Origin of the sequence: Algoriphagus hitonicola (genome assembly GCF_900113375.1) — a bacterium.
GTDB classification, from domain to species: Bacteria; Bacteroidota; Bacteroidia; order Cytophagales; family Cyclobacteriaceae; genus Algoriphagus; species Algoriphagus hitonicola.
This window is the reverse complement of the sequence record NZ_FOPC01000002.1, coordinates 49,328-71,628: the sequence shown is the minus strand read 5'-3', so window position 1 is coordinate 71,628 and position 22,301 is coordinate 49,328. Positions and strand designations below refer to the sequence as shown.

General features: G+C 43.4%; 12 protein-coding genes. 2 read left to right on the top strand and 10 right to left on the bottom strand.

Features of this window, described 5'->3' with window-relative positions; genetic code table 11:
• Positions 1-205: 205 nt before the first annotated feature.
• Positions 206-961, bottom strand: coding sequence for a hypothetical protein (locus tag BM043_RS03070; protein WP_143071027.1), 756 nt, complete (start codon positions 959-961; stop codon positions 206-208).
• Between the two features lie 177 nt (positions 962-1,138).
• Between BM043_RS03070 and BM043_RS03065 the strand changes: the two genes are divergently transcribed.
• Positions 1,139-3,082 (top strand): tetratricopeptide repeat protein, encoded by a 1,944-nt coding sequence (locus BM043_RS03065; protein WP_092788795.1) that lies wholly within the window; start codon positions 1,139-1,141, stop codon positions 3,080-3,082.
• The gene (locus tag BM043_RS03060) at positions 3,079-3,813 is read left to right on the top strand and encodes a response regulator (protein ID WP_092788794.1); all 735 of its coding nucleotides are present in this window, start codon (positions 3,079-3,081) and stop codon (positions 3,811-3,813) included. The genes BM043_RS03065 and BM043_RS03060 overlap by 4 nt, the downstream gene beginning before the upstream one ends.
• 7 nt (positions 3,814-3,820) lie before the next feature.
• Here BM043_RS03060 and BM043_RS03055 read toward each other — a convergent pair whose 3' ends face one another.
• The 9 genes from BM043_RS03055 to BM043_RS03015 all read right to left on the bottom strand — a co-directional run bounded on the left by BM043_RS03055 (position 3,821) and on the right by BM043_RS03015 (position 22,299).
• Entirely contained in the window at positions 3,821-4,573 is a 753-nt protein-coding gene (locus BM043_RS03055) for an SDR family NAD(P)-dependent oxidoreductase (protein WP_092788793.1), read from the bottom strand.
• Positions 4,574-5,144: 571 nt separating this feature from the next.
• Positions 5,145-5,339 carry a hypothetical protein gene (locus tag BM043_RS03050; protein WP_092788792.1) on the bottom strand — a complete coding sequence of 65 codons (195 nt, stop codon included), beginning with the start codon at positions 5,337-5,339 and terminating at the stop codon, positions 5,145-5,147.
• Between the two features lie 610 nt (positions 5,340-5,949).
• Positions 5,950-7,095, bottom strand: coding sequence for an NHL repeat-containing protein (locus tag BM043_RS03045; RefSeq protein ID WP_092788791.1), 1,146 nt, complete (start codon positions 7,093-7,095; stop codon positions 5,950-5,952).
• A 124-nt stretch (positions 7,096-7,219) separates the two neighbouring features.
• Complete coding sequence (locus tag BM043_RS03040) at positions 7,220-10,981, bottom strand: sensor histidine kinase (RefSeq protein WP_092788790.1); 3,762 nt, start codon at positions 10,979-10,981, stop codon at positions 7,220-7,222.
• 124 nt (positions 10,982-11,105) lie between these two features.
• A complete protein-coding gene (locus BM043_RS03035) occupies positions 11,106-11,534 on the bottom strand; it encodes a hypothetical protein (protein WP_092788789.1) in 429 nt (142 codons plus the stop codon).
• A 318-nt stretch (positions 11,535-11,852) separates the two neighbouring features.
• The gene (locus BM043_RS03030) at positions 11,853-12,983 is read right to left on the bottom strand and encodes a sensor histidine kinase (RefSeq protein ID WP_092788788.1); all 1,131 of its coding nucleotides are present in this window, start codon (positions 12,981-12,983) and stop codon (positions 11,853-11,855) included.
• Positions 12,984-14,123, bottom strand: a complete 1,140-nt coding sequence (locus BM043_RS03025; protein ID WP_143071026.1) for an FIST signal transduction protein — start codon at positions 14,121-14,123, stop codon at positions 12,984-12,986.
• A 14-nt stretch (positions 14,124-14,137) separates the two neighbouring features.
• Positions 14,138-15,277: an FIST N-terminal domain-containing protein gene (locus tag BM043_RS03020; RefSeq protein WP_092788786.1), complete on the bottom strand. Its 1,140-nt coding sequence runs from the start codon at positions 15,275-15,277 to the stop codon at positions 14,138-14,140.
• The gene (locus tag BM043_RS03015; protein ID WP_092788785.1) at positions 15,274-22,299 is read right to left on the bottom strand and encodes an ATP-binding protein; all 7,026 of its coding nucleotides are present in this window, start codon (positions 22,297-22,299) and stop codon (positions 15,274-15,276) included. Before BM043_RS03015 ends, BM043_RS03020 begins: the two co-directional genes overlap by 4 nt.
• Between the last annotated feature and the right edge of the window lie 2 nt (positions 22,300-22,301).

The following is a 22,301-nucleotide window of genomic DNA, read 5'->3' as shown; positions in this document are numbered from 1 at the left end:
GCTCCTAAACGGGTCGATTATCAATTTAAAGGTTCTTTGAGGTCCTAAAGAATAAAGAGGGACAGACGATCCGCTAAATTGTCCAACGAGGTATTTTAACTTTTCAAAAGGGAAAAAACTGGGCTTCAGTCAACATTGCCCGATTGACCTCCACCCAATTTACATCAACTAAATAGCTGGTGGTTTAGTAGATTTTAAGATCGATTTAGTTTGCTGGTCGGCTGATCTCCTTATCCAGCTTGTAGATCGAAGTCCAGTTGGACTCCATTGAAGATCTGAATTTGTTTTGAAGTTCCTCTCGTTTCGCTTTGCCGGCGATTTTTTCCACCGATTCCCAGACTCCTTCCTGCGGGGTATCCATGGCGGCAAAGTCCTGATAGCCACTTACGACGTGAAAATTTGGGCTATCCGGATCTGAGGTTTGCCAGCTATACCAATATCCGGGAATAGAAACTCCGGCTTCTCGTCGGATGGATTCCACCTCTTTTACCACTTCCATCATCTGAAACCCCTGACTGGAATTGGTTTTGAAAAACTGGACCCGGATCACCTCTCCTTCAAAGGGATTTGAATTACTGATATCCGGCATAAGTCTGTTGATATGAGAGACTGCTTTTTCTATATGCGGATTGATCATATTGATGGCTAGGAGTTGGCAGTCTTTACCACTTTCATCAGTTGCATCCATTTCAGCCCAATTGGCCATTGTGGAAGCCAGCACATAGACCGTTCCTTCTCCGTTTTGTTTTTGCCAGAGATTCCAGGTCCAGGGGCCGTTATTTTCTTCGTAGCAGGCCTTCCAGGCTTTGATTCCCTCGCGGAACTGCATTTGATGCCCCGGTTTAATGGTGAATTCGGTTACGTTTGAAAGCGGACCTAGGGGCGCTTCTTGCGCCATAGTGCTTATCGTGGCCATCGCCAGCAAGCCAATGACGAATGAGGTAATGATTGATGTCTTCATATTATCGATTTCTTGAGTTGAATTTGTTGATCCAATTTTCAAATCAAATTCGGTAAGCCACCATCACCTAGGACGAGCGTGAGTGTTTCCTTTCCCAGAGTTAAGTTTTTTTTTCCTAACTTTTTTAAAATACAAAAAAGTGATTTTCAAATACTTAAATTTGTGTATATTTCAAGAATGAAAAGAATTCCACTCTTTTTTTTCCTTTTTGTTCCCGTGCTGCTTTTTGCTCAATTTTTCGATCAAAAAGACGGGCGTGATTACCAAGTGATTTTTGTGGAGACGGATGATTTTGGGGTGGAATATCTGGATGAAATCGAGCAAAGCCTAGCAGAAATCAAGCAGCCTGAACTTAGACTACGCCTACTCAATGACCTCGGGTATCATTATCACACCCGTAACCTCAGGAAATCACTGAGCATCATCAATCGGGGGCTTCAAGAAGCCCAAGGCCTTAAAAACGACCTGTGGTTGGCTCGAATGCAGGTTTCTCAGGGGGCCATTCTCCTGCGAATGGAAGAATTGGATCAGGCTGAGGAGGTTTTGCTCAGTGCAAAAATGAAGCTCCCGGAAGTCGAAAGTTGGTTGCTTTTGACCAATCTGGGCTATGTGTACGAGCGAAGGGGAGATTTGGGGATGGCTTTTGAATATGCCACAAAGACGCTTGAGCTAGGAAAGAAGTACAGCGACCAAAAAGCCATGGCGATGGCCTATTCGGATATCAGCAATCTATTTTGGAAGCAGGGTAAATTTGAAAAAGGGGTGGAATACGGATTGAAGTCTATTGCACTTTTTGAAGATCGAGGGATAAAGGATCTGGATTTTGATTTTACACTTCATGTGTTGGGAAACAACTTGGTCGAACTTGGACGGGTCGAAGAAGCTTTGCCTTATTTTCTTCGGTCGATTGCAATCGGTACACAGTATGGGTTTTACAATAACCTCAGCGATACTTACATCGCATTGACTGAGCTTTACCGTCAAACGGAGGATTTTAAGAATGCCGAAATCTCTGGAAAAGAAGCGCTCAAATATGCCGAGTTGCTTCAAAATGAATTTATGGTGGTCAGGTCCCTGCATGCTTTGGGAAGGCTTAAAAATCAGGAAGGAGATTTTGAATCAGCAGTAGTTTATCTGGACCGGAGTATTCGCACTGCTACAGAAGACTTTGGAGATTTGTATTACTTGGGTTTGATTTATCGGGACTTGAGTGAAGCTTATGAAGGGACCAAAAATATTACTGCTTCCTTTCAGGCGTTTAAAAAGCACAATGAACTTCAGCAGCAGGTTTTCAATGCGGAAGCCGATCAGCGTATTGCGCTTTTGCAAACCGAAATGGATGTCAATCAGAAGGAGAGCACCATTTCGCTTCAGCTCGAAAGGCTGAAGCGACAGGAAATCATCCAGATTTTTACCTTGGTTTTTACCGTCGTCATGGTGTTTTTTCTCTTTTTCCTTTATCGGGTATTTGTGAAACGGAAAAAGTACAGTTTGCTTCTCGAAAAGCAAAACAGGGAAAAGGAGTTTTTGCTCAAGGAAATTCATCATCGGGTAAAAAATAATCTCGAAACGATCTCCAGCCTTTTGGCTTTACAAACGGCTCAGATCGAAAATCAGGAGCTTCAGGAAATTATGGTCGAAAGTCAAAACCGGGTGCAGAGTATGGGGATGATCCACCAAAATCTCTATCAAGGGGAAAATCTGGCAGCGATTGAGATGAAGCATTATTTCGAAAATCTGGGAAGATTTATCATCGATTCCTTTGATGCCTCGGAGAGAATCAGACTGGAGGTCAGCATGAAGCCTTTGGAACTCAATGTCGACCGGGCCATTCCCATCGGATTGATAGTGAATGAATTGATTACCAATTCGCTGAAATATGCCTTTCCGGATCAAAGGGTAGGAGAAATTAGCATCAGTTTGGAAGAAAAAAATGCCCATCTCTACCTGCGAATTGCGGACGACGGGGTGGGAATGGGTTCAACTACCCAATTGAAAGGTACTGGTTTTGGTTCGCAGCTGGTCCAGCTCCTCACTCGTCAATTGGATGGGAAAATGACATTAAGTACACAGCAGGGAACCGAATTATATTTTGAATTTAAAATCGAGCAAGCAGCATGAGTGAGAAGACGAGAATTTTGATCGTAGAAGATGATATGATAATTGCTGCCAATATTTCCCTGCAGCTCTCTAAACTGGGCTATGAGGTCACGGGAATCGAGTCAAGGGGGGAGGAAGCGGTAAGTCATGCTTTGGAAAACCGACCGGATATCATTTTGATGGATATTCAGCTCAAGGGCAAAATCAACGGTATCGATGCGGCAAAGCAAATTCAGCAAAAGCGGGATATTCCCTTGATTTATCTGACCGCCAATTCGGATGAGGACTCGTTTCAAAGGGCTAAAAACACACATCCGTATGCCTTTATTTCCAAACCGTTTACCAAGCTAAATCTTGAACGGACCATAGCCTTGGTTCAGGAGAAGATTGCGACTGAGAAAAAGGAAATCCAGGAAGTCAATGGTCTAGGCGACTTTTTAGATGACCGAATTTTTATCCGAAACAATGGGAAACTAATCAAATTGATGCTGGATGAGATTCTTTACATCGAAGCCGAGCGAAACTATTGCAATATCATCACAACCCATCAAAACTACCTCATCGTAAGCCCGCTGAATTCTTTTTGTCAAAAAATGGAGAGTAAGGATTTTTTACGCGTTCACCGCTCCTATGTGGTCAATATCAGAAAGCTCGATGCGGTGGCCGATTCCCATCTCGAAATCAAGCGAAAAGTCATCCCGATCAGCAAAATGTACAAGGAGGATTTGATGCGGAGTATTCGAAGGGTGTAGGTGATTTTTATCCCTGAGCCATTATCCCTCCATCTATGGTATAGGCAGCCCCTGTAATCCAGGAGGCATCGTCCGACGCCAGAAAAAAGGCAAGCTTTGCGATATCCTCTGGCTCGCCCAAACGCTGGATTAAGGTGTTTTTCCCTGCATTTTCCACGGCTTTGGCCGGATCGGGAAATGCAGCAGCAGATGCATGAATAAAGGGCGTATCTACCGGTCCGGGACAAATGCAATTGATACGCACGGTAGGTCCATAATCTACCGCGGCTTGCTTGGCCAAGGCTACTAAACCCGCTTTTGAGGCACAGTAGGCGGGATGATTGGGAAAGGTCTTGAAGGCAGCAATAGAGCTATTGATTACGACCACTGCCTGCGGACTTTTTTGTAGGTCGGGAAGAGCTGCTTTAAGGAGATAGAAAACCGAACTTAAGTTGACTTCAAGCGTTTGGGACCATTTTTCAAGAGGGAGTTCGGTGATAGATCCCAGTCCCAGCATCCCCGCGTTGGTAGAGAGACCGTCCAATTGCCCGAATTTCTCCAGAGCCAAATCCACCAAGGCCTGATTATAATCGGGATTACTGACATCGCCGGGGAGAAAATAAGCGTTGTTCCCAAGCCTATCCGTCAGTCCTTTTCCGGCTTCTTCATTTCTTCCGCTGAGAACCAGATTGGCTCCTTCTCTGGCAAAGGTCAAGGCGATGGCTTTTCCCATGCCGCTGGTGGCACCGGTGACGATAAAGGTTTTGTTTTGGAGTTTCATGGGAGGAGGATTTGGTGGGTTGGGCCAACTATTTGAAGATAAAGTTGAATATATGTATTTCAAATATATTGATATCGGTCGTCCCGATGGGACTTTCCCATGAGTCATTGATATTCATGATTCCAGAGGTTAAAACCTCTGGCAATAAGATGCGTCGTCCCTACGGGACTGAAAAGGGATTTTTAGAAAGAGCCAATAGCAAACTACAGTTCATAGAATTAGAAGAAATCAAAGGATATGGGGAAACCTAGATGAAATACCGTAGGCATGGCTGATGTTCTAGCCAGCCATTTCAATGGCTGGTACTTAGGATAGGAATATAGTTTGTAAAATGCCGTCAGGCATGACCGATTTTTATAAACAGATCAAATTAGATTTTAATTAATTCAGGAATATATAATTATTTGGCCAGTCCAAACCCCCAATTTTCCACCTCTGTGAATCACAAATCAGTATAAATATGAGGTGAGGTTCCTGAATCTCCAAAGGTCCTCAAAAGCTTTTTTTGCAATTGCCCAGACCGTGTCGAAGGTAATTAAAGCCTATCAGGAGAATAGAGAGTACATTCAATTCATCCACCAATTTTCCCATCACCATTGATGTCTTTTCCGCTTTCTTCTTCGAGCACTTTGAGCGTTTTGATCAGTAATTCCTGCGTTTTCCGCAGTTCACTTTCGAGGTAGGCCACACGGGCTTCCAGGGTGGAGGCACGCGAACTCTGACTGGAGATTTGACTTTGTTGGATCAGGTTCCAGAATAGTCCCATAAATCGTTTTTTGGTTGGTAGATGATTAAACCCGAAATATGCATTAGACTTCTTATTACGAGTCCAAACCGCTTCAAAATCAATCGCTTTACTGCATTTAGCTCAATCACCGTAGCGGTGCTATGCCTCATTCCCTAAATGCTTGATTTTATTGCGGTTTGATCTCTCACTACAGATTCTAATACATAATCCGGGTTAAAGAAAGGAATTTTGGAGGGGATTTGCTAAGAAAATGAGAGTTCAGGTCAGGGACAAGCTTTTCATTTTCTGATAAATAGTCTAGGTCAATAGATAAAAGTATTAGTTAAATATTAAGTCTCTATAGTGAAAATATAGGGTAGGTATACCCTTATAAATAAATTTATCCTAAACTGACTCTATAAATACCCTAAATAAACCCTATAAAAATATGATATCATCAAGGCATATTCCATGTCTGTGTCAAGACGGATTTCTTTTTATTGTCTCCAGCAAATTTGTAGTTATAGTTGAGGAGGATCGAGCTTAAAAAAGCTTTTTAGCGGTAAGCCAATATTCGACAATTGTCTGGAGCAGGGCAGGCAGACAACACCTAGGCCGATTATGGCAATAAAATTAATAGCTTAAGAAACTAATCTTTCGCAAGCCCCAACTCATAATACGTCAGAAAATCCTCTTCCACACCAAAATACTCCTGATTCTTTTCGGCAATAATAGCTCCTTCACTAGTTGCGATAGACGACAGTCGTACCCCCTTTGGTAGCAGTAAATCCTGTTGGATTAATTGATGATTGCCATCAAAAATGGCGGCATAGCGAGGAATACTTTCCAAAAAAGCCATCCACTCTTCCGTGTTTTCACGATTATATTGACTGGCAATCTCTTCACCCACTCCTTTGGTATAGATCACCACAAGGTCATTTTCTCTTCGGTAGATTTGCTCGATCCTTCCAAAAATCACATTAGCATATTCCTCATACCAATCTGCTTGTCTATTCATCGGAATGCCAGGCATAGTAATAGCATCCTCCAAGGCAAGGTCCACCGCTTTGACAAATTGAATTTCTCCTTCCTTCTCTTGATAGACAAAATACTTCTGCTCGGCTAGCATCCATAAAATCCACTCATCTTGGTGTTTGATGATGTTGGGAAAAGTCCATTGATAAAAATTACCTGAACTGTAGACCGTATTGGGAGGGAAGGGCATAGTGGTACGGACTTCTGCGGTTAATGGATTAAATACTTCAAGGATATCAGCTGAATAGACATTTGAAAACATGGTGGGAATATCCTTTAAGCTTTCTCCTTCTTCTGGTCTCAAATACATGATTTCATCTCCTAGCATTTGAGCTCCGAAGGGTAATCCATTGAGGTAAAAGTAATCCCTTGGGGTAGGGTACTTTTCCAAAAATGTTCCATCGAAATCAAAAACGTAAATTCCCTTGACCTGATCCATGACCCAAAGCTTTCCATCTAAAAAATTGATACCCTGAACCCATCCGATTCGATTCGGTCCGTCTTCATTCAATTTAAATGTATGGTTGACTTGCCCTGATTCATCAAAAATCACATATTCTTCCTGCGCATTCCATCTTGCGACATACAACTGTTGGGAAGGTTCATAATCCAGCAAAGTCAATTCTCCCATGTAATCCACCTGAATAGAATCCTGAAAAACCCATTGATGGGGATCATCAACACGCTCTGCCGCTCGGTCCGGTGTACAAGCGGCTATAAAAGTTAGGAAAATAAAAGCTGGAAAAATAAATTTCTTCATTTCGTAATGATAGGATCTTTGGCCGGAATTAGGAATTGAAAAAACGTTAAATCCTTCCAGGCCTTATTTCCAAAAGGTCAGAATAGAGTCTTGTAATATTCAATTTTGAATAAAAGGTTTGGCTCTAAATGGGGAAAGTGATCCTAAAAACTGTATTTCCCGGTTCAGACTGTACCTCCAGCGCCCCTCCATGCGCTTTCACAATATCATAGCTCAAAGACAAACCGAGCCCCGTTCCCTGGCCTGATGGCTTGGTCGTAAAGAAAGGCTGGAAGATTTTTTCTTTAAGATCCTCAGGGATGCCGGAACCGTTGTCTTTGACAGAAATCTGGATTTTGTCTCCCAGGTTTTTGGTGGAGAGGGTAACCAGAGGCTGTAGACCTGTCAGGTTTTCAAAACCTGACAGGTCTCTCTGAGCACAAGCCTGGAAGGCATTGTTGATCAGGTTGAGCAGGACGCGTCCAATGTCCTGTGGCACCACATTCACTTTTGGCAGATTGGGATCAAAATCCGTTTTAAAGTCCGCCTGAAAAGATTTGTCCTTTGCCCGCATCCCATGGTAAGACAGGCGCAGGTATTCATCCGCAAGGGTATTGATATTGGTTGGGACTTTTTCACCCGAACCTGATCTGGAATGCTGCAACATTCCTTTTACAATGGAATCGGCACGTTTACCGTGGTGGTTAATTTTGGATTCGTTTTCTTTAATGTCTTTTAATATTTCATTGATGAGAATCTCATCTCTTTCTTCTTGATTCTTGGCTCTTTCCTCCTCTATCTCCTGAATCAGATCTTTATTCAACTCTGAGAAGTTATTCACAAAATTCAGCGGATTCTGGATTTCATGTGCAATTCCAGCGGTAAGCTCACCAAGGGACGCCATCTTTTCGGACTGGATGAGTTGGGCTTGGGCAGCCTTTAATTCCCTATAAGCCTTTTCAATTTCCTTAGCCTGATCCAATTCTTTTTGTTGAATCCGTTCTCTTTCTTTTCGGAGGGCACTGCTTTTTTGAAAAACATGGACTCTCTTGATTCCGAACAGGAGAATAATGACGTAGATCAAATAAGCCCACCATGTTCTGTGTAATGGAGGAAGTACTGTAAACCGATACACCGCTTCATCGGACCATTCTTTTCCTTCACCTTCGGAAGGACCTGTAAACCTTGATATTACCCGAAAGACGTACTCACCTTCCCTTATATTGCCAAACGTCGCATCGCTTTTTCTGATGACAGGACTCCAGCTGGTATTGTATCCTTCCAAGATGTAGCGGTATTCCATCAGTCCGGGTCTGACGAGTTCGTCCGTCCCAAAATCTATTGTGATTTGATTTTGAGAATAGGGAAGGGTAAGCTTGTTTGGGAAATTCTCAAATCTATTGACATCTGAAAACTGGATGTTGGAAAATTCTTTCTTTTTGGACTCTCTTTCTTCGTAGCCTAACCTTCTACCAAATACCCTCACCTCATCTGCGGTGAAATAAAGGTTTTTTGGATATTGAATCGAACTATCTCTATCAGAACTGTCTTTCAGGGACAACCAGCTGACAGGGTTTTCATTGATGGTTATATTTTTGATTCGTACGATTGGCTTTACTTTTTTCTTTCTCAAGCTTTGGTACCTCATTTTCACCAAACCTGTTTTATCGCTCCCATTGCCAGCCCATATATTTCCTTGGCTATCTTGATAAATCCCCTTGTTGACATCCTTGACCGGATACCCGTTTGTGGTGTTGTAGTATTCCAGATTATCCCTCAATTCATCAAATGGAGTAGAAGTAAATCCGGCAGGGATCACTGTATAACCTTTATTAGTTCCTATAAAGATATTGCCGTCCATATCTTCCAAAAGATCATAAACTGTATCATCACCCAAACCCTCACGGGTGGTAAAACTGCTGAAGGAATTCCCATCAAACTTGGATACTCCGCCTCCTTGGCTTGCAAACCATAAATTACCCCTTCTATCCTCCAAAATACTCCAAATAATATCATTAGCGAGTCCCTGTGCAGTGGTAAAATTTGTAAATGATTTTCCATCGAATCTGGAAACACCTCCACCTCCGGTGCCTATCCAGAGCTTGCCATTGCGGTCCTCTAACAGGCTATAAACCTGATTGGAAGCCAAGCCCTGGTCGGTGGTATAATTTGTAAATCCTGCTTCAAGATTGGGAGTAATATTCCAGTCAAACTTGACCAATCCACCTCCACCGGTACCAATCCATAAATTGCCCTCGCTATCTTCCGTAATGGCATAAATCACGTCATTTGCCATTCCATTACTTTTATTGAAAGTAGTAAAGCTTGCGGTTGACCTATCATCAAGACCTTCTCGGTAAAGCGTAAGTCCACCGCCACCAGTGCCAATCCATAGCTTGCCTTCCTTGTCTTTGAAAACACTGATCACAAGGGGATGTGGAAGGCCTTGATCTGTACCGAAATTGGTGAATGATTTCCCATCATATTTTGTAATTCCTTCACCGTTGGTGCCAAACCATAAGTTCCCCTTATCATCTTCCTGAATTCCGAAAACACCATTCAGCGCAATCCCAAGATCAGGGGTGAAGTTGGTGAATGCATTTCCTTTGAAAAGCACCAGACCACCTCCGGCAGTTCCAATCCATTTATTGTCCGATTTGTCAGTGGTGATCGTGTAGACTACATCTTCGGCCAATCCTTGGGAGCTCGTATAGTTGGTGAAAATTTCTCCATCAAATTTTGAAACCCCACCACCTCCTGTTGCCAGCCATATATTTCCCTGTAAGTCTTCTTTGATATCCCAAACCTGATTATTGCCGAGACCATCAGCAAGGGTATAGCTGGTAAATTCACCCTTCTGATTTAAATTAGTCCCCTGCGAATATTTGGAAATTCCTCCCCCATCAGTTCCAAACCACAGGTTACCCGCTTTATCCTTTGAAATACTGAGGATAGTATTTGATGCTAATCCATCTTCTATTGTGAAGTGGATAAAATCTTTCCCATCAAATCTAAACGTCCCATTATTCCCTGTGCCAAACCAGATGAATCCGTGTTTATCTTCAATGATTTTTATAATGGAATTTGCCGAAAGACCGGTTTCTTTGTTGAACGAAGTAAAGCTTTCACCGTCAAACTTGGTAGCGCCTTTGTTTCCGCCAGCTATCCACGTATTCCCCTTACTATCATGGTAGATTCCATAGATTACGTCATTGACGAGTCCATCAGATTGGGATAAGGTCGTAAAAGAATATCCATCATAAATCGAAATACCTCCTCCTTCTGTACCTATCCATAAGTTTCCATTCAAATCTTCAGCAAGACAGTGAACAAGATTGTTACTCAGTCCGTGAGCAGTTGAAAAATTGGTAAAGGAGGTTCCGTCAAATTTTGAAATTCCTGCTCCCCAGGTTCCAAACCACAGATTTCCCGATTGGTCCAGAAGCGAAGATGTTATGTTGTCGAGTGCGAGGCCATCGTCGGATGTAAGTGTGGTAAAATGGGAAATACCCCCATCTCCTAAATAATAGTAATTGCCTGCCCGATCTAAAACAGGCTCATTATTATTTTTGAGGATAGGTCGATGGATAGGTTTTGGATGAACCAATAAAGATTGATTGATATCCCCAGTCTCTCCCAAATGATGGGGGATAAATTTTGTGAGCGGGGGCTTATATTCAGAAATGAATTTTTTAATGGGTTGAATGCTGTCGCTGAGGCTATCCAGAAAAATGGTAGTTGGCAAAAGCGTATGAGTCGGCTCAATATTACTTACACTAGCTTGCTCAATAGCACCTTGACAAGCTGCAAAAAATACCAGAAAGCTAAAAATGACCAACGTAGAGGGCTTGAAATTGATCGGGTATGCCTTGAACCAATATCTATTCGGATTTCTTACAGCAAACATATTTTACAATTTGAATTACAGGAAAATTTTTGCTGACCTGTACAGTTTAAATAAATGAAAAGAGATCAAAGGCTGAGGTTTTAGAACTATCCAGCAAGGCCCACTTGCCGGATAGTTCTTTTGATTATTCTGTAATAATTATTCGTGGAGGAGATTGTCCTCGGGCGTAAGTCATCGCCTCATGGATAAATACCGAATAGGCATAGGTTCCTTCAGGAGCATTTGCCGATACAGCCATCACGAGTGGATTTCCATCCTTAATATCTCGCGTCTCCAGTCCAAATATCCGCGTATCGGGAAATGCAAATGAAGCGTCAGATCCCTCGACTACCCATCTAATTCTGTCTCCTCTTCGGAGTACTACATCACTTCTCGTTTCATCACCATCAAAGACTACTCTCCACTCATCATTGATGACTTTTACCACCAGTCGGTATTCTACCGCTTGTTGCGCTGGTATAGGTTCCCCTTCCATAAGATAGTCAGGTCTCTGACTTGAGATGAAGAGAATGGGTGCCAAAAGGACTAAAATCAGGATTTTTTTGAAGTACATAAATTGGTTGTTTTTGTAAATGGATTATGTTTAAAATTTAATTTTTCTGAGTTATCACTACTCCACATTCCTGTATTTGACTGGATGAATAGCGTTGGTACTTTGTTTTTATAAAAGAATTATTGGGTTTGTGGTGGGGTGTTAATTTTTGTCTTATTGTCGTTTGGATCAAATGGAAATGTTTTGTCAAAAGCGGATGATCTATCCCAATCTCAACTTTCTGATTGTCATAAATATATATAAAATACCTTTTTACAGTATTAAATTTGTATTTAATATTTTCAAAGACGAGTTGGATTAATTTCATATTGTCCAATTTTATTTTTTCTCTAATCGAATCGTGAAAACTGTTCCTTTGCCCAGTGTTGTCTCCAGTGACAAGCTACCCCCATGCGCTTTGACAATATCATTCGTAATACTCAGCCCAAGCCCAGTTCCCTCTGTCCCTTTTTTGGTGGTGAAAAAAGGCTGTAGAATTTTGTCTTTGATTTCGTCGGGGATGCCTGGGCCGTTGTCTTCGATCGTAATCATGACCTTGTCTTCGCGCAAAGTTGATTTCACCATCAATTTAGGGAGATAATTTGCCTCGTAATTCTGGCTTTCTTCGGTCTCCGGTCTTCGGTCTTTCGTCTTTGAATTCCCCCTCGCACTTCGACTCCGCTCAGCACAGGCGCTTCGACTTCGCTCAGCACAGGCATCAAAGGCATTATTGCACAAATTGATAATCACCCGGGTAAAGTCCTCCTTGATCAGAGGCACGTTGCCCAAATCAGGATCCAAGCTCAATTCGATATCCACATCAATCGGATTTTTTCCGGCCCGCATGCCATGAAATGATAAATTTACATATTCACTGATCAATGCATTGAGGTCAGTAGGTTCCATTTTTCCGGATCCACCTCGGGAATGCTGAAGCATGGAGGTGACAATGCCATTGGCACGTGTGCCGTGTTCATTTACTTTTTCAAGATTAGCCTTGATATCTTCCAGAATTTCATCCACCAGTTTCTCATCTCTTGATTCTTGTTTCTTGGCTCTTTCTTCTTTGATTTCTTCAATTAACTCAATAGACAATTCCGAAAAATTATTCACAAAATTCAGCGGGTTCTTGATCTCGTGGGCGATGCCGGCAGTAAGCTGACCGAGGGAAGCGAGTTTTTCTTGTTGAATCAATTGGACCTGGGCGGCTTTTAAATCCTCAAGAGATTTTTGAAGGGCCAGGTTGCTCTCTTCGACTGCTTTTCTTTTTTGTTCTAACTCTTCGATTGTTTCTTCAAGCAGTATTGAAGTAGTCCTTTTTACCTTTTCCGTGCGGTCCAGTTTGAAGGTTATGATATCGAGTTCTTTTTTTGTCCCATTCAATACTCCCAGCAAGAATTCCTTCTTATGTGCTTCAATGTGCGGATGAGACTTGATGAATTCGATCACGGTCTGGAGACTGTTTTCCATTTATTTTTCTTTTAATGCTACACAGCAGGTAGTCAAATTATGCATTTCCAACTTACCTCCAGTTGCCCGTCCTAGTTCTGCATTGGAGAACATACCTGCCATAGGCACGTTCCACACCTTTTTTATTCCTTCTATTTCTTCTGGCATTAAAGGACCCAGGCAAAGGATCCTGCCGGCACAGCTAAAGACAACTACAGCATCGGCCTCTGGCATTTCGGTTTCCTTAAGCTTTTGAGCTCCCTGTACCACCTTGTTCATCACATCCCAATCGGGAGGGACTGAAAAACGCACTTTGGAGCCTTGGGGAACAGAACCACTGGTATAAAAAGAGCGATCGCTCCAGTCCACTACCAGGCCGGGCCGCATGACAGGGTCACCTTTTTCTCGCTGAAGCTGTAAAGGAAAATTGGCGGCTACTTCCAACCACGCCTCTTTATTTTCCGGTGTAATATTCTCAAGACCTCCATACTTGGTGGTAATATCCAGAGCCGGCTCATTATCGATCGTTATTACGTGATTTCCTTTACTTTTGGTAACGGTTTTTTCAGTTCCCACAGCTTTCCAGCCACAGGTTGCTATACCGTTGATAATTATTCTTTCTTCGTCAAGCGCCAATGCTACTATGCCCCGGTTTGATTGTCTGCCATTGGTAAATACAAACTGCTCTGAAAAAGTATAGTCGTCTGAGGCCATCCCCCCATATACATTTACCTCTTTACCTATAGCATCCTCAAAGCCCAGCAGTAATTGCTCCGCATCAGTTTCCATGTGACTTCCGGAAATCAAAAAAGCAGGTTTGGCGAATCTTTCCATCGCCTTCCAGGCAATTCGGCTTGCTGTTTCACGATAGTTTTTTTCTGGATACTCTTTAAAATAGATCTGAAAATGATCCCGGTTGACATCCAAAAGTAAGATGACCACGCTGTCTTTTTCGGTTGTTTCGTCAATAAATGTTCCGCTAGCAGTTGCACCAAAAACCGCAATTCCCTTTTGGTCTAAAATTTCACTTATTGCCTTTCGGTCAATTTTTACCGAAAGGAAAACCATGGCCAAGGTCGGTTTAAAATTTTCAGCCAAGCTTTCTTCGAGAACTATTTTTAATTCCTCCGGTGACTTTGCTTTGATTGATTTTGCTTTCATAATGTTGTCTAATTTTATTTTTCCTTTAATGCCACCCAACTCACCGTTGTCCCCTGAAATTCACAGCGGCCTTCATCCAATTTTCCAAATTCACCCAATGAGAAATAGCCGATCATAGGCTTGCCCCAGGTGGATGCCAACCCTTCGATTTCTGTGTCGATCAATGGGCCAAAAGTCCCTAACCTTCCCACGCATGAAAAGACCATCAACACATCGGCATCCGGCATCTCCTTTTCTTTACTGCTTCGAGTACTGTCAACTACTTGATCGATTACATCAAAGTCCGGCGGTAGAGAAAAACGGAATTGATCTCCTTCGTTTACACCTCCTGCAATCATGACGGATTGATCGGTGGGATTAAAAAACAGCGCTGGTTTCATAATGGCATTTCCTGAAGCTCGCACAAATTGTAATGGATAGCCTAAGTCTGTTGGGATAAATCCACTTCCTGCTGAATTATCCCTTACGATATCATTCCCTAAGAACCTTTGAATGACATGCATTGCAGGTTCATGGTCAATGGTGAGCGCCCAAGAGTCTTTACATTTTGTGATTTTTTTGGGTGTTCCTACCGGCTTCCATCCTGAAACAGCCAGACCGCTCATCGCAACCTTGTCCTGATCCAGAATGAGTGCAAGTAATCCTCCCGTACTTTCTGTATCATGGGTGAAAAGAATCCCCTTAAAATCAGCCGGATCACCGGTGACTCCACCCATGATCATGACATCCTTACCTGCCGAATCGGTCAATCCTCTGATAACTTCATCATTAGAAACTCTGAAATCCAATGGAGAAATAATGAAGCCCGGATTCTTAAAAGCGCTCTTCCCAGTTATACCTGCATTATACCCGGCTTCATAGGCAGATGATCCCTCGTAATCGTTCAATACAATTTTGAAATTCTCCGGTTTCATATCCATCAGCAAGACCACGATATCACCAGGGTTAATTCCCTGTTCGGTAAACTTTTGAGGTGTTGTGATCCCGAAGATTGCAATGCCTCGATTCCCAAAAATTGGACGGATCGAATCGGCATCTTCCATTTTGCTTAAAAGTATAATGGCAAGGGTTGGCATAAAGCCATCAGTCAAACTTTCCTGGAAGGTGCTTTGAATTGCTGCCGGTGTTTTTCCTTGGATTGTTTTTGCTTTCATTGCGGTAGTTTAATAATGAATTTAGCCCCACTGTCGATAGAGGTTTCTATAGCTATTTCCCCTCCATGAGCCTTTACAATATCATTTGTAATACTCAGCCCCAATCCAGTTCCTTCTGTCCCTTTTTTGGTGGTGAAAAAGGGCTGGAGAATTTTGTCTTTGATTTCGTCGGGGATGCCGGGGCCGTTGTCTTCGATTTCGATAAGGATGCTGTCTTTTTCAGATTTGGTTCGGACAGTGAGCTTGGGGAGGTAATCCTTTAGGCCTGCCAGGTTTTCGAAACCTGGCAGGTCTTTCGACTGAACTTTCCCCCTCATGGCACTTCGACTTCGCTCTGCACAGGCATCAAAGGCATTGTTGCATAAATTGATGATTACCCGGGTGAAGTCTTCTTTGATCAATGACACTTCCTTGATTTCAGGGTCCAATTCAAGGATAATATCCACCTCAATCGGATTTTTACCTGCACGCATTCCGTGAAAACTCAAATTGACGTATTCCTTCAGCAAGGCATTTAAGTCAGTAGGTTCCATTTTGCCATCCCCACCTCGAGAGTGCTGAAGCATGGAGGTGACAATGCCATTGGCACGGGTACCATGCTCATGGACTTTGCTGAGATTTCCTTTTACATCTTGGAGAATGGCGATGATTTCTTCTTTTTCCTCCGAATTCTCCAATTTTTCAAGCTCGGCAAAGGCTTCATCGATCAATTCACCACTGAGTTCCGAAAAATTATTTACAAAATTCAGCGGGTTCTTGATCTCGTGGGCGATGCCGGCAGTAAGCTGACCGAGGGAGGCAAGTTTTTCCTGTTGGACGAGTTGGGATTGAGTGGCTTTAAGTTCGCTCATGGCGGATTCCACTTCGGATTTGGCTCGCTCCAGCTTGACAAAATCCTCATAGCGGGCATAGGCTATGGAAAAAGCCTTGGCAAGTGCCTGAACCAATTCCAATTCATTTTCCTCCAGCGGATTTACTGCCCCCACATAAAGCATCCCTTGGTCAAAAGGCACAAAATGAAGATCAAGCGATTCGGGTGGTGCAGCGGTACCCTGATAGGTGCTGCTATCCTGGATCTGATCCTGGTCCATTAACTGGTTGATCCATTGGATAAAGTCCTCCTTGTTCCAATGCTGTCTGAGAACCTTTCCCCTTCGCCAAGCTTCCACCGTCTGAAAGGTGAGCTCACTGGCTCGATAGGGAAGCCGCAAAACGCCCAGCGAATTGCCTTCAGGGGAGGAAAGGTAGGCTTCAACCAGTTTTTGTTTTTCATTAATGATGAAAACCCCACAGCGGATAAATGGAACACCCAATACGGTCAGTTCTTTAAAAATCAGCGGTGTGATCCGGTCAAGGTCATCCGCATGGCGCATGGAAGAGATATCTGCTCTTACCCGATCAAGTGAGGCTTGTCGCATGGCGGCTTTGGTGCTGATTTCTGCCACACGCAGATCTTTGAAACGTTTATAAGCCAGTCCGAAGACATTGGCTGTTCGACGCAATAGACTTCTGGAGTCCGCATCGGGAAAGGAGTATGATACCATTACCAAAGAACCCCCTGAAAAGTCAGCTATTGCCCAATAGGCTCTCATTTCGGCTACGGGAAGATTACCTATGGATTTTATGATATAGGAATAGGTTTCAGGGGCGTTTTGCTTGAGCAAATCGAACCATTCCTCTGCCTTTTTGCCTGCATTGAGTAGTACATATTCATCCTGATCTGAACCATAACGATCCATCATTTCATCGATGATCAATTTGCCGGATTTAGGGAACAGGGATTGGGAAAGAACAAGATTTTCCCGTCCTTCAATTTGCAAGGCACCCCAAGATTCGAAATCATTCTCATGTTCCTCATACAAGTGAATGGCACACACTTCCAAATCTCTTTGGCCGAGAAGCCCCATTTGTGTTCGGATTTCCATAGCCACATCTTTTAATTCATCGGATGTCTGCATGGCTACTGCACGGGATCTTATTCTTTCCAAAGCTGCCTCTATTTGTGCTTCCCGTGCTTGTTTTTCCGCTTTTTGAAGATCCAGGAATCGGGTATAAGTGAGGTCAAAAACCTGAGCGAAGCGTTTGAAGATTTCCTCTTCTTCACAGGGGACTTCGGTGATGATCACCAGGTAACCAGTCTTGAAATAGGCGGCATGTAATCGCTGCCAGTTTGGACGTGGAATACCGGATGATTCCATCTCTTCAAAAATCTTTTTGGCAATGGGAATTTCCATCAACCAATCGTAATGTTCACTTAGCTTTTCATTTTCCAGGGTTACAGTCCGATATGCCTCGCCTTGTTGCCATCCCTGATAGAGACTTTCGTGTGCATAATCGCCCACATTAGGCAGGGAAAAGGGCTGAATCAAGCCGTTGTCCAGACTGAGCCACCATTCGTCCTCTTGCCTGTTTTGCTCGCAGAGGACAAATCCACAGGTCCATAGATTATCGACCAGGGAATTTAATTCGCTAAAAAGAACGGTAGCCACGTCACCCAATTCTTCGGCTTTTTGCATGCCCATGGTGCGGGATCGTACGCGTTCCAAGGCTGCTTCAATGCGAGCTTCTTGAGCTTGTGCTTCTGCTTTTTGGAGATCAAGAAAGCGGGTGTAGGTCTGGTCGAAGACGTTCGTGAACCGTTTGAATATTTCGTGAGCTTCCAGAACCGACTCATAAGTAATAAAGAGCAGAAAGCCGTGTGTAAATTTGCAAAGATGATTGATCTGGTAGGTAGGCAGGGATAGTCCTGCGTCTTTGAGAGCCTGAAAAGTGGCTTTCAGTTGAGGCAATGAGGTCATAAAGTCATAATGACTTTCGATCGCCCTGCCTTTCAGTTCTTGGACAAAAAAGGATTCCTTACTCTGAACGAAATCATCCCATTCTTCAAATGAGGGTTCCCCGAAGTGAGGCAAGAGGAAGGGTTTTTGAATGGTCCCCTCGCTGCTCATGATGCAGGTGCTGGATCGGCGATCCTCCTCTAAGATACAGTAGCCACAGCTCCAGGCATGGATACCCAATGCCTGAATTTCCAAAAACATCAAGTTGGCCACTTCGGGCAGTTCCTCACTTGACTGCATGCCCATGGAACGTGACCGCACTTTTTCCAGCGCAGTTTCAATTTTTGCTTCCCTTGCTTGGGCCTCCGCTTTTTTGAGGTCGAGGAATCGGGTATAGGTTTGTTCAAAGACCTTGGCAAAACGCTTAAAGATGGAATGGAACTCCGGTGTTTCCTCATAGGTGATAAACATCAAATAGCCATGTTTGAAATAAGCTACGTGATCTACCTGGCTCTTGGGGAGCGCTATTCCAGCTGAATCCAACTCGGCAAATATGTTGTCAAGCGTAGGAAGGGAGGCCATGTATTTATACGTATTCTCCAATTTCTTACCCTCCATCTTCTGGATGTATAGCAGCTCATCCTGCTCGGAGTGCTCGACAATTTTTTTAAATACATCTTTGGTGGTAGGCGTATCAAATGGCTTGATGGGCCTACCATCTCCTGAACTTACCCATTGTGAAATGACTGTTTTATCCTCATTAAAAATATTAAAACCACAGCTCCAGGGGTTAAGTCCAAGCCCCTTGATTTGACTGAACATCTCTGTTGCTGCTTCGGACAATTCGTCACTGGATTGCATCGCCATAGTTCGGGATCGTACCCGCTCCAGAGCAGCTTCAATCTGTGCTTCTCTGGCTTGGGCTTCTGCTTTTTGCAGGTCGAGAAAGCGGGTGTAGGCCTGATCGAATACCCGTGCAAACCGCTGGATGATATCAATTTCATTTTTGGCTAAAACCTTCCCTTCAAAATCATTGACATTAAACACTGCATTTTTAACCGCGACCATGGAAATGGTATAGTTGGTGCTATCGAATATCATGCGTTTGATATCCTCGGGCAAATGCCTGAATTCAGCAGTATTTGCAATCACATAGTTATAGAAGGCATCTTTTTCTTCTTTTGAATAATGACCCACAAAATAATCCAATTGCTTTTCGATGGCGCTGTACAAATCTTTCGGTACCGGATTATCAAAGTAAGGGAGACGATAATTAGTGATGACCAGGCCAGCTTCATTCTGACCGCAGACAAAAGCATTTAAATCTTTTGAGCCTTCAATGTTTGTGGCGATGCCAACGGCAGTAAAAGGGATTTGCAGGTCTTTTAATCTTTCGAAAAGAACGGAGACCACCTCATTCAGCTCACTGCTTTTATGCATGGCTAAGGACCGGGAACGTACTTTTTCCAGTGCCGCTTCTATCTGTGCTTCCCTTGCCTGCGCTTCAGCTTTTTGGAGATCTAGGAATCGGGTATAGGTCTGCTCAAAAACTTTGGCGAAGCGAGAATAAAGCTTTATTTCAATTTCTGTGGCCTCATTCCATGTGCCCAAACCAAGGAACCCATAATTATGCCTGATCTGGAGAAGGTGAAAATGTTCAGCATCTTCTGGATGACTGATTTCAATTCCAAAAAATTCCTTAATGGCTTTGACCGCTTCAGATTCCTGGATTTTCAATTTGAGCGTGGGAACTTTATTTTTCCAAGCTTCTACTTCCTTTTGTACGGTCGGTAATTTTTCTGGATCAATTCGGATAGGTTTGGCTAGTTTATTTTCATGGGTGGTCCAGATTTCTACCAAGTCTGTATCGGTATCGACAAACCACAACCAACTCGTCTCGGGCTGAATTCCAAGTAGCTTTAACTGCTGAAAAAGTAAATTACCCGCATCGGAAAGCTCTTCACTATGATGCATGGCCATGGTCCTTGCCCTTACCCGCTCCAAGGCCAATTCAATTTCTGCCTCACGGGCTTGGGACTCTGCCTTGACCAAATCCAGATACCTTCTGTAGGTTTGTTCAAATAGCGCACTGAACCGCTTGGTAATGTGAATTAATTGGGGTTGGAATTCATTGGGACTGAAGGCATAAAAGAATCCATGTTCGAAAATAAAACAATGTTGGATCTCTTTTTTAGGTAATTTTTCGATTGGAATCTGAATTTTATAATCCGGAGCATTATTCAGCATGCGGTAGTAATTCAGCAAATCTTCTCCTTCCAGCACATATTGGTGAAACGGAACTTGCTCTAGCCAGGCCTGACGGGCTCTCTTTAGCATGGGGTGCCAAGCCATATCTATGGTGCCGATATGCATATTGACTTCCTCTCCGGTTTTTCGGGCCGTCCAAAGCTGATTGTTTTCATTTTCGTGGTTCAGGATGCCAATCCCAAAGCGGGTCCCTTCATCCACCCCCAAAGCGGTGAGTTCGCTGAACATCTTAACCACACATTTCCCCACATCCTCGCTGCTATGCATGGCCATGGTCTGCGCTCTGACTCGTTCGAGCGCTGCTTCGATCTGCGCTTCCCTTGCCAGTGCTTCTGCTTTTTGAAGGTCGAGAAATCGTTGATAGGCTTGGTTGAACGCCCCCGCGATTTTCAAAACGATGGTTTTGGTGTCCTCGGAGGGAGGACTTACCAGATCAACGCCGAGCAATCCATCCGTAATTCTGGCGCAGGCACTCCATTGATGGGTTAGGATTCCCTTTGCTAAAGCTTCTTTAAAAGCGTTAGCAACCTCTGGATTTATTTCTTCTATCTCGGAAGCAGCCTTCTCTAGTTTTTCAAAGGGATAATCAGCAATGAAGTAGTTCAGGTCAGTTTGCTGGAGGATTTCAAACGGATATCCCATCATTTCATATCTTTTGAAGTCGAATTGAAGGGTATAACTGTTTTGGTTTCCTATATTTCCCGGACTTGAAAAATCCCAAGCTTTCACCCATCCATCCTGATCGACCAGGTAAAAGGTAACGCCTGAGAGCCCTTGAATCTGAAGCCAGTTAAGTTGAGCTAGTATTTCTTTATTTACCTTATCCAGGTCATCGGGATGGTGCATTGCCATGGATTGGGCACGAACACGTTCCACAGCAACTTCAATCTGCGCTTCCCTTGCCTGAGCTTCGGCTTTTTGGATATCTCTAAACCGCTGGTATGCTAGGTAAAAAACCTGGTGAAAACGCTTGAACAATTTCAAAACTTCCTCAGCCATGGGTTGGTACAAGGTTAGTCCAAGTCCCCCTTCCCCAATGGACAAAAAGCAATAATCTAATTTGGTGGCTTTATCTAAAAATGGATCAGGTAAATGGTTTTCGGCTTTGCGATGCTCTCGAAATTCTTTCAGTTCCTTTCCTTCAAGCGTTCCAGTAAAATGCCCATCCTTAGATGTCAGCATCTGCTTGACCATGCCATGTTCTACCGGACTTTTGAGGTATTCGGTTTTTTCAACAGCGGTTTGGTTATAAGCAGTAAAATACTGATAGCAGAGGTACTGACCTATGTTCTGGTCAATAATTGCGATCTGTACATTTCGGATATTGTCGATACCAAACTGTTGCAACTGATCCGAAATGATGCGGCAGACATCTAGCATCTCCTCGGGCTCTTTCATGCCCATGGCTACTGCCCGGACTCTTTCCAGTGCTGCTTCGATGGCCAATTCCCGATTTTTGTGCTCCAGTTCAGCAGTGCGTCTCTTTACTGCATCCCGGAGTTCGAGGTTTTCTTTGGTGATTTTTTCGATAGCCATGGTTTCGCCTTCCTCCACCCGCATATCGGGTAATGATCCGTGCTGTTGAATCACTTTCCAGCCAGATCCGGTTTCATGCAGGAGTGTGGATATTCGGATCTTGGAATAAAAAGTCCCATCCTGCCTGTTGGAATGCAGGTCCGGTTCGCCCAAAACATAGATATCACAAGTTTCATTGATCAAGACCATGGCCCCCAAAGGTTTTATCGAGATCTGTCTGTTTCTCATTTCGGCTTTCCCAATGATCTCTTCCATTTGGGCTTTGTAAAATTCAATTCCTTCAGCTTTGTTATGGGCAACTTCGCTTTCAGAGGTACCGATCATTTCAAAGTTCTCGTCAAGGGTGGAGGCGAAGGTTTCCAGGTCACCTTTGATATAGCTTTCCCAGTAGATTTCGTATGTCTTTTTTGCTTTAGCCAGTTGGTTGTTAGTTAACGTCATCT